This window comes from Picrophilus oshimae DSM 9789 (genome assembly GCF_900176435.1).
In the GTDB taxonomy this organism is placed as follows: domain Archaea; phylum Thermoplasmatota; class Thermoplasmata; order Thermoplasmatales; family Thermoplasmataceae; genus Picrophilus; species Picrophilus oshimae.
On sequence record NZ_FWYE01000006.1, the window covers coordinates 16,602 to 27,250 of the forward strand.

The following is a 10,649-nucleotide window of genomic DNA, read 5'->3' on the forward strand; positions in this document are numbered from 1 at the left end:
TATGAAGATAAACATCGATGAAAAGCTTGAAACAACTGAAATATTAATAGAAACACAGGACGATCTATGGTACATAAAAAATATACTAAACCCAGGCGATATAATAGAGGGTATTGCATACAGGCGCCTGGAAAAAAGAAACGATCTTGAGAGATCAAAGAGCACAGAGAGAATACCAATAAAGGTCAAAATAAAAATAGAAAACCTTGATTTCCAGCCATTTACAGATAAAATAAAGATTCTTGGAATTATCATTGATGGTGATTTTTCAGGTGAACACCAGTCTATAATGTACGGCCCTGGAGATACATTAAAGATATACAAAAATCTAAACGAGGCCGAGAGGGATTTTTTAAACGAGGCCGTTAAGAATGAATACAGCAGCGGCATGATCTTTGTATCGCTGGATGACGAGGCCGCTGATATATATTTAATGAGGTCATATTCACTGCAGGATATGGCGCATATAGAATCGAACAAAACGGGAAAGCGCTATGATTTAAAATATAATGAAAAGCAGTATTTTCTTGATATAATAAAGGCATTAAAAAATATAAAAAATGTGTTCCTTTTAATTGTGCTTGGCACAGGTTTTGAGCCCGAGAAATTATATAATGAAATAAAAAAGGACCCGTTCTTTAATAACATCGATGTAAAATTTTATAATACCTATGATACAGGAAAATCAGGTGTTTATAATTTATTAAATAGTGATGCCGCCTCAAATATTATAAAGGAATCTAGAATGGCAAAAGAAAAAAGGATACTTGAGACGTTTTTAAGGAATTTAAACTCAGGCCTGTCAGTATACGGCTACGATGAAATTAATAATTATCTTGACAATGGTGCCATAGACACATTAATTATATCAGAGGAAAAATTTAAAATGCCTGAAACAAGGGAATTATTAAACAAGGCATCAGGGATAAAAATATACATTATAAGTAATTATACAGAGCCCGGAGAAATTATAAGATCTTTTGGCGGCTACTGTGCAATTTTAAGATATAAAATTAAATGATTTATTTTCCATTCCTGTTGAAGTAGAAGTATAAAACGAACATAACTGCTATAATTGCAACTATCGCGGTTATTTCCTCATACTCCTTTACCTTTGACTGAACAGCAGGCTTTGAAAACGATAGTCCTGGATATGCACCTGCATTAAGTGCACCTATATTTGTGTAACCATGTACCAGTGATGGTTGATTCTCTATACTAATAAACGCCTTTGTCATGTTGGCTATTGTCGGGGAACCTATACCTGAGAGTGCCGATATCAGCTCAAGACCAAAATGGTTTAAACCAGTATATGACAGATCAAAGACTATTAAATACTGCGTTGATACATTTGACCATGAATACTTAACATATGTTTTGTTATCTATAACATCCTTAAAGAACTTATCCCATATCGAGTTTGTTATATTATACGATGTATTGTGATAATAATAGGTCACTGTTGGCAGTGTCGATGGCGGTGCGGGCAGCGCCGGTGACGCAGATGATACAGACATTGTGGCAAATGCGAATAATGCCAGTACAAGCAAGACAAACAGTTTTTTCATTCTAGGGTGAATTGAAATTTTCTTTTAAAAGTTTTTCCTTTTATAATTAATACATTTATTAATATTATAATAATCAAATTTAATTGAAATGGTCTTTAAAATTATATACGCGTTCCAAAATGCTGAATTAATTTAAACGTTAATTATTTATCCGAATATTAATTTTACATATTTATGCGTGGCATAAAGATCATTGCAATAATAATTATCTGCATGTTCATAATCACATCAATGGATGTAATCATACCATCAGATAATAAGATGGTTAATGAGAACAACTATAATGTTAAAGAAGATAATAAAACAATAGTTTCCTGCATTCCTCAAAGATACATGTCCCTTGTAAATTCAACACTTAAAAATGATAATATAAATTATAATTATACAGGCAATATAATAAATGTTTATAATAATTCAGTTTCATTATCATTTTTTAATAAATTAAACAAATATTTTGGTATAAATTATTTTATAGACAACTCAAGCTTTGAACCATATTACATGCCGGCCCTTTCGACATCGGGCTACCTGCCATCACAGATAAGGTATGCATATAATATCAATCCGGTTTACAATGAAAGCATATACGGTAATGGAACGACAATAGTCATAGTTGATGCATACGGCGATCCATCAATAAACTATGATGTTTCAGCCTTTGACAATTTAACAGGCCTTCCGGCTGTAAATCTAACAGTTTTGTATCCTGAGGGCACAGTCTATCAGGAGAACAGTGGCTGGGCGACAGAGACCGCACTGGATGTGGAATGGGCCCATGCAATAGCACCAGGCGCATCGATAAAGCTTGTTGTATCTCCAGGTTCCGGGACATCATTAATAGACGCTGTTGCATATTCTATATATCATCACCTTGGAAACATCATATCACTGAGCTGGGGTGAGCCTGAATCTGAAATGGGTAATTCCGAGCTTAAAATTTTAAACAATATATATAAGGATGCAGCATTAAATAATATAACAGTTGTTGCAGCATCCGGTGATAATGGGTCATACGATACAACGTCACATCTTGCGGTGAATTTTCCAGCCTCTGATCCCTACGTTCTTGGTGTTGGTGGCGTTAACCTGTACTTTAAAAATGGCGAGCCTGTTGAAACTGCCTGGGGCGGAATAGCCAATGGTGTTTCCTTTGGCAGCGGGGGCGGCTATTCAAGCTATTTTAAAAGGCCTTACTATCAGGACCCTGAGGATTATAATAATACACACCGCGGTGTTCCTGATGTTTCAATGGTTGCCGGAAGGAGCACCCCTGTATTAATAATAGTAAACGGCAATGCAGAGGCCGTTGGCGGAACAAGTGTTGCCACGCCAATATGGGCTGGAATAATAGCGCTTATGGATCAATACATGAACAGATCCATGGGATTTATAAATCCAGTACTTTATCAGATATCAAACACAAAGCTTTACACAAATGCTTTCACACAGATAACATCCGGAACCAATGGCTTCTATGATGCGCATGCCGGCTGGAATCCGGTAACAGGTCTGGGAACGCCAATAGTATCAAATTTGCTTAATGATACAATGATAATAGAAAGTGGCTATGGATCAGATTTAATATTTAATAATACGTATTATTCAAATAATATCTCGGCCACAATTAATATAACGGAAAATAAAAGCGTTGAGATATTTAATGGAAGCACATACTATTACATGGGCTTTTATTCAAATAATGGCTATGCATACTTTGGAATAAAATACAATGGAACATACGGTTATGAATATATTATAAAAAACAACAATACATTATTCAAAATGGAAAGGCCAGCAGGTGATAAATCTTCATATAATTTAAGTGTTCAGATAAAAAAGGATAATATCTACATGTATTCAGGAAATAGATTGATATTTAATTTTACAGGTATAATATCATTTGCGGGCAGCTCAAGGGCTGTAATAGGAACCATGCAGGAAAACAATCAAATAAACTTTGTTAACATACCGCATGGTGAATTCTCTAAAATAAATATATTTCATAATAATACAAGGATAAACGACAATCATTATATTGATCTAAGATTCTCGTCATTAAATAACAATTATAGCACAATAAACATAACAAAAAAGAATTCAAACTTTTACTCTGGTTACAACCTTGTTCCGGCTAAAAACACATCAAAAAAGCAATATTTCATTGAATATAATATTATTTTTGATAGAAATCTAATAAAAATTTATACAAATACAGGAATACCTGATTACTATGAATTAAACGGTAAAAAATCTGTTTCAGGCTATTTTGTTATAGATCATGGAGGTTATTATAATGCATCGGCATTAATAAATGGCACATTAATAACAAGGAGCATATACATACCAGATTTCAGGGAGGCATTATTGAATGTTTCATACAGTCCGGATTATTACAACGCCAGGATAAATCTTACCGTTGATAATTATTTCCATTACAAATTTACAGGCAGGCATATTAATATCTATGAACTGAACGGAACAAACTATTTTGTATTAAAATCAAATGGTTATAAAACGGAATATTATAACACAACAGGAAACAGATTAATAATGCACAGATCCTATGTTTATATAAAGGTCTTCACATTTCAGGCAAATACAACGGTTAAATTTGATAATATAACAGCATATTACAATAATGGTCCATGGCATTATATAAAGGTTCTGCCGCAGAGCGGAAACATAGAAATAATAAAAAACGGCTTTTATAATATAAGTGTGAGGCTCACCCCCGGTAAAAATTACACAACACAGGTATTAATTAAAAATACAAGCAGATACTACCTTTATTTATATGTTTATAACAAATATCTTGACTACGCATTATCAAATGCCGTCATATATGTGAACGGAACTGTTGCAGGCTACACAAACGGCTCCGGTGTTTCCATTCTATATCTAAAGGGCGATCATTACATAACTGTATCAGATGATGAATACATAAATGCAAGCTTTAGCATAGACATGGTTAACAATGCAGATCAGAGCATAGGCATGATACCATCATTTCAAATAACGCCAACAATACTATTCCAGATAACGCACTATGTACCATTTTTATTCTATTTTGTATACATGTCATGGTCCCCATATTCCTTAAAAGAGGTTTCATATTACAAGGTAGAATACTCCACAAGTCCATTTATGAGCAATCCAAAAACATTGAATATTAGCAGCTCTGATACATCGGCATTTCTGTCAGGAATAGTACCTGGTAAAACGTATTACGTTTCCGTTTATGCATACACACCATCCGGGGCCTTTGTATCAACACCGGAAATAAAAATAGTGTACAACCCATTGTATATAATATTAAACGTTATAATAGTTCTTGGCATAATATTTTATATATACATATTTGTAAGATTTTTAATGAGAAGAAAAAATAGATACGATGAATTTTAATTTTTATAATTCCTTTAAAATATTTTTCTTTGCAGCAACCATGTTTGATAGCTTTTGAAAACCAATCTCCCTTGATCTTGTTCTCAGTCCGCAGTCTGGATTTAATCTTAATTTTTCCGGGTCTATATATTTTAATGCAAACCTTATTCTATCCTCTATGAGTTTTACGGGTTCAACGTAGTCTATATGAACATCTGTGACCCCGAGACCCATGAACTTTTTGCCTGAGCTGTGCTCGGCAAAGTATTTTAGATCAAGGTATCCGGGCCTGTTTTCATCAGAGGTTCCCGGTTCCAATGTATCCCTGTTGGCAAATTCAAGATTGTATCCGTCTATGTTTATTTCATCCATTATATCGTATAAAAGCCTGTAATCACTGCTGTAGCATACATGTATGGAGAACTCACAGTTATCTATTCCATATACAGTTTTGTTTATGGAGTCCTTAACTATATCCATCTCATCAGGATGCGTCGTTGTTGCTGGCTCATCTATCTGTATTTCCAATTTTTTCCCTGGGAATTTTCTATCCCAGGCAGATTTAAGATCTTTTATCTCATCGTTAAGAAGCCTTGCAAATTCCATTGCAACATCGTACCTATCCCTGTAAAATTCATTAAATGACCAGTCCATCATTGTGTATGCACCTGTTACCGGAACCTTTATTGACCCCCTGGCGTTATCCATTAAAAATTCAAGCTCCTTTAAATGATAGCTTGATTTTCTTTCCATTCTTTTTACGATGCTTCCCTTCCTGTAATACCTGTTATCGAATGATCTAACAGGCCCGTAAAACTCTATGCCGTCTATGTTTATTGCCTGGTGTTCATACATCTCCCAGCGAAACATCTCGCCGCCGACACCAATGTTTTCAAGACCTGCATTGTAAAAAACATCGAGGGTTTCCAGCGTCGCTTTCTCCGCAAGTCTGTAAAATTCATCAGTTCCGTATATTTTATGAAAGACCCTGCTTAAATATTCTGGCTTCCTAAAGCTTCCTATTTCCTGAGTTATCAACATTTTTAAGCCTCCAGTATAAGATCCATCTTTTTATCTGCTATAACCCTGGGCAAAAAGTCCATGTATGTACTGTGCGTTAAAAGCACGTTATCATATCCGGAAATTTCTTTTCTTATTGTTTTTAAATCCTCCATTTTTGTATTATCCCCTGAAAAGATGCTTATTCCTGGATATGAGCATTTATTAATTATATAATCCACCTCATCAGGCCTGACCGCTATTGATTCAAGCTTTCCATTGATTTTAAGTTTTGATACATTTCCTGATGTTATTAATATAACATTGTATTTTTTGGCAAAATCCGATAGATCAATGTATGCATCGTTTTTATAGTAAAGCGGATCAAGCAGGACCACATTTTTAATGGAGTATATATCAAGAATCCTTGAATATATATTCAAAATCTTTTTATTAAAATCATTGTAATCCATTAATGTTTTTGACATGTAATAGAATGAATAGGGTGACGGAAGCAAACCATGGAAATTAATACCATGTTTTAGATATAGCGGCAGTGGTGGGTTATCGTCTATTTTTTGGAATTTATCTGGCTCAAGGTTAAAATCCTTTACATCAGAGATCTCAGGTATCCTGTAAAAGGTATTTGTTTCGAGAAACCTTGTTAAAGGACCAAGAGATATGCCGTTAACAATCCTTGAAAGCGGTCTAAATATATCATACCAGTTGTAAAGCGGGTCCGTGTAATAAATATCTTTGACTTTATCATAAAAAATGTATTTTTCATCATTTATTTTTTCATTGAGCACGGAATCTGGTATTATTCCACGCTCCCATCGCCCGATCTCAAGCCGCAGTTCATTGGTCTTTGGATATATTCCATAAACAAGCTTTTTTACAGACATGATCTTCCTGTATATTATCTATTTAAAAAAACATTTGTTATTAATTTATTACCTTTGGTAATTACAGGAAACTGAAAAAATATTTATTTATTTTAAAAATTCAAAACAATGGATTATAATGATTTATCATCAAAATTTGGAAAAGATGATGAGCTTGGGAATTTAAATTACATAGATGAAAAAAAGGTCTTATCATCACTTAGAATGGTTAAATACGGCAGGGTCTATAATCTTTCACATGTAATATTCAATGGCATGGCGGATAGATTGACACACGGTCCGTTCTTCTTTGAGATACTGTTAAGGCCATACGATAATGATTACTATAAGATATATGATAATAAATACGGCGCATCCCTTGGGCGAATAGAGATGTGCGATCATACAGGAACACATTTAGATTCATTAAATCACATGGCATATAATAATAAATTATTCAACAACATAGATGCATATGAAAACACAACGAACCTTGGATCAAAAAGACTTGGCATTGAAAAGAGCATACCAATAATAACAAAGGGCATAATGATAGATGTTGCCGGCATGCACAAAAAGGACAAGCTGGAACCTGGATATGCAATAACCAGAGAGGAAACAGAGATCTTTCTTAAGGATCATAACATAGAAATAGACAACGGCGATGCAGTATTCTTTTACACAGGATTATCCAGGGAATTCAATGATCCAAAGAATTATGATAAATACTATGATTCATCACCAGGAATAGGATACGACCTTGCAAAATTTCTGTCAGAGAAAAATGTCTCAGTCTCAGGTTCAGACACGCCATCAAGTGAGGTGACACCGCCGGAAATAAAGAATACCAGGCTGCCAGTGCATCAGTACTTAATAGCAAAGTGTGGAATCCGCCTAATAGATAATATAAAACTGGACGAGCTCAGCAGGGACAGAATATACGAATTTGCATTTATATGTCTTCCATTATTAATAAAGGGTGCCACCGCATCACCGGTCTCACCTGTGGCTATAATATAATTATATGGATGATATAATTTCTTGTAAGGCCTCATAAACGTTCCTGCTTCTCTCAACGATGGTGCCTGTAACTATAATATCGGCGCCTGCAGCTGCAAGCTTTTCAGCAGCATTTTTATCCCTTATGCCGCCTCCAACTATAACTGGTATTTTTACGTACTCCTTGATCTTTTTTATAACATTCTCAGAAACATACGTTGGGCTTCCAGATCCAGATTCCAGATAAACGAGCTTCATGCCGAATGTCTCGGCCGCAAGTGCATAAAGCAGCGCAGTATCAGGATCATCTCTTTTTATAAGATTTGCCTCACCAACACGACCCACCGTCATTCCAGGTTCAAAGATTAGATATGCCATTGGTATTGTCTCTATGGCAAGCTGCCTCAAAAAAAGTGAGGTCTTAACCTGATGGCCTATTATAAAATCTATATTTCTTGAGTTCATCAGGCTCATGTAGTATATTGCATCGGCCCTTGGGCTTATCATCTCAGGAGATCCCGGGAATATTATGGTTTTTAAAGACGTTTTTGATTTTATTGCCCCAATAGTTTTATCCATGAGCTCTGAATTTATCCTGGTTGAACCACCTATCATTATAAAGTCCGTACCGGCCCTTTCGGCAGCCTCGGCTATTCTTCCAGATGATTCTATGTCCTGTGATGCCGGATCTATCAAGGTCATATGTATCTTTTTTCTTTTTAATTTTTCAATAATATCATTGTAAACGGTCAATTTATACCACCTACAAGAAATGATATCATGCCAACTATCATTGCTATCTTTGAAACCTGCTGGCTTTCTGAAACATTTCTGTACATAATAATCATTGATAAAATAAAGAGTATATCATCTATTATAACAGCATATACATAATATATTGTTAGAATTTTAAAATAGTACGGAAGAATTGAAATTGAAACTGTTAAAATAACAAAGAATGACGCAAGTATTTCTGCCTTTTTTATTCCATAAACCCTTGGAAACGTTTCCCTGTTTAAATCGCCGTTAACATCCTCTATATCCTTCATGATCTCCCTTGAAACGTTAGAAAAGAAGGCAAGCAAAAACAAAAGGATCATCTTAAAAATGGTGTTAAGTATAATACCACCAAATATGAATATAAAGCCTATCAACAGGCTTACTGTGAAATTTCCAATAAGACCAAGATTCTTTGTCTTTATCTCGTATGATGTTAAAAGGGCCTCTGCAAAGATTACAACCAGGACTGCATACAAAGAGATAAAAGATGATAAAATTATGGCAATTATAAACATGATTATAAAAACAACATAGGCTGATTTTATTGAGATTTCACCTGATGGTATGGGCCTCGATGGATGATTTATTTTATCAAGGTCTATATCCTTTATATCATTTATTATATTACCGCCAGAGGTAACAAAAAAAACAGAGAGTGCACCAAGGGTTATAATCTTTAAATAATGTGGTAACTTAAAATTTACATCTATGAAGCCAACTATATAGATCGATATTAAACCCATGAAACCGTTTACTGGCCTTATAATTTTAAACCAGCTTTTTAAACTCATTTATGACCCTATGGTCTACATAAATATATTTTTTATTTTTATTAAGTAAAAACTAAATTATCACTAAAAAATCAATAAAAACTTTTAAATATATTATTTTTAATTACTTTACATGGCTAGTAAAAATGCCAAGATTATAATAGCAGTGGTGGTTGTAATAATAATCATAGCAGCAGGAGTCTCTGTTGCTTTGCTGTACCATCCACCAAAGAAGGTAGTAACACATGTATTTACAGATACATCACAGACCGCAGCCCCGGAGGAGCTCGACCCCGCAACAGGATTCTTTACAACGAACGGACCATTATTTGCAGCAGTATTCCAAACATTAGTTGAGTTTAATGGCTCAAGTACACAGGTCGTTCCAGTTCTTGCACAGCATGTTTATAATCACAATGATCAGAACTATACATTTGATATATGGAGTTTTGCAAAATTCAGTAACAATGAACCATTGAATGCAACATCTGTATGGTTTTCATTCTACCGCGGCATAGTAATGGGCCAGGGACCCTACGCAGCAGACTACCCAGGAATATTATTCAATGCTACAAACGAGGGAATAACAGGTATATCATTACCATGGGGATTAAGGGCAGCACTGGTAAATGCAGGTTATTCATTAACAGGTAATTTAACAGAACAGTACAAGCAGGCTGCAGTTGATCTTGATAATATACTATCAAACTTCAATTACAATGCAACAGAGATGAAGGTCATGGAGTATAAAGACCAGGCAGTTGTTGTAAACTCAAATGACAATGTGACAATAAACACAATGAAACCATATCCATTCCTATTACAGGATATAGCAGGCTGGTGGGGTGATATATTATATCCAGGATATGTTGACGCACACGGCGGCGTGACATATAACACACCAAATTCATACATAGATGATCACGGTGCAATAGGCTCAGGTCCATACACAATAAAGAGTGTATCATCCGGTCTAAGCACCATAGTTCTTGTAAAGAATCCAAACTACTGGGTAAATGGCCATGCATCACAGATACCTGCAATAGCACAGCCAGCACACATACCGGAGATAGTAATAAAATACGGATTATCACATACAGACCGTCTTGAGGACTTCGATGATAATACATCACAGATCAGCGAGGTTGGTCCATCATCATTTAAGCAGATAATCTCAGGATTCTATGATAAATCAGAGGCAAATGGAAACCTTGTTAAATCATACAAGGTTCTTGGTGCATTCTATATATCAATGAACACACAGA

Annotated in this window: 9 protein-coding genes; 4 read left to right on the forward strand and 5 right to left on the reverse strand. The window is 34.9% G+C overall.

The genetic code is table 11. The features are described 5' to 3' along the window. Position 1 precedes the first annotated feature (1 nt). The gene (locus tag B8780_RS08000; RefSeq protein WP_084273294.1) at positions 2 to 1,021 is read left to right on the forward strand and encodes a pelota family protein; all 1,020 of its coding nucleotides are present in this window, start codon (positions 2 to 4) and stop codon (positions 1,019 to 1,021) included. Position 1,022: 1 nt separating this feature from the next. On the opposite strand, the gene B8780_RS08005 is transcribed toward B8780_RS08000, so the two are convergent. After that, a complete protein-coding gene (locus B8780_RS08005) occupies positions 1,023 to 1,568 on the reverse strand; it encodes a hypothetical protein (protein WP_084273295.1) in 546 nt (181 codons plus the stop codon). Between the two features lie 174 nt (positions 1,569 to 1,742). On the opposite strand from B8780_RS08005, the gene B8780_RS08010 reads away from it, so the two are divergent. Then, complete coding sequence (locus tag B8780_RS08010) at positions 1,743 to 4,973, forward strand: S8 family serine peptidase (protein WP_084273296.1); 3,231 nt, start codon at positions 1,743 to 1,745, stop codon at positions 4,971 to 4,973. 3 nt (positions 4,974 to 4,976) lie between these two features. Here the strand turns inward: B8780_RS08010 and B8780_RS08015 are convergent, their stop codons facing one another. Further along, positions 4,977 to 5,993 carry a methionine synthase gene (locus tag B8780_RS08015; protein ID WP_011176987.1) on the reverse strand — a complete coding sequence of 339 codons (1,017 nt, stop codon included), beginning with the start codon at positions 5,991 to 5,993 and terminating at the stop codon, positions 4,977 to 4,979. 2 nt (positions 5,994 to 5,995) lie between these two features. Continuing rightward, positions 5,996 to 6,856 (reverse strand): uroporphyrinogen decarboxylase/cobalamine-independent methonine synthase family protein, encoded by an 861-nt coding sequence (locus tag B8780_RS08020; RefSeq protein ID WP_011176986.1) that lies wholly within the window; start codon positions 6,854 to 6,856, stop codon positions 5,996 to 5,998. Between the two features lie 108 nt (positions 6,857 to 6,964). On the opposite strand from B8780_RS08020, the gene B8780_RS08025 reads away from it, so the two are divergent. Next, the gene (locus B8780_RS08025; RefSeq protein WP_011176985.1) at positions 6,965 to 7,855 is read left to right on the forward strand and encodes a cyclase family protein; all 891 of its coding nucleotides are present in this window, start codon (positions 6,965 to 6,967) and stop codon (positions 7,853 to 7,855) included. Here the strand turns inward: B8780_RS08025 and B8780_RS08030 are convergent, their stop codons facing one another. Further along, positions 7,856 to 8,587, reverse strand: coding sequence for a phosphoglycerol geranylgeranyltransferase (locus B8780_RS08030; RefSeq protein ID WP_084273297.1), 732 nt, complete (start codon positions 8,585 to 8,587; stop codon positions 7,856 to 7,858). After that, a complete protein-coding gene (locus B8780_RS08035; protein ID WP_084273298.1) occupies positions 8,584 to 9,405 on the reverse strand; it encodes a UbiA family prenyltransferase in 822 nt (273 codons plus the stop codon). The genes B8780_RS08030 and B8780_RS08035 overlap by 4 nt, the downstream gene beginning before the upstream one ends. 112 nt (positions 9,406 to 9,517) lie before the next feature. On the opposite strand from B8780_RS08035, the gene B8780_RS08040 reads away from it, so the two are divergent. After that, a partial coding sequence (locus B8780_RS08040) for an ABC transporter substrate-binding protein (RefSeq protein WP_236719431.1) occupies positions 9,518 to 10,649 on the forward strand: 1,132 nt, incomplete at its 3' end.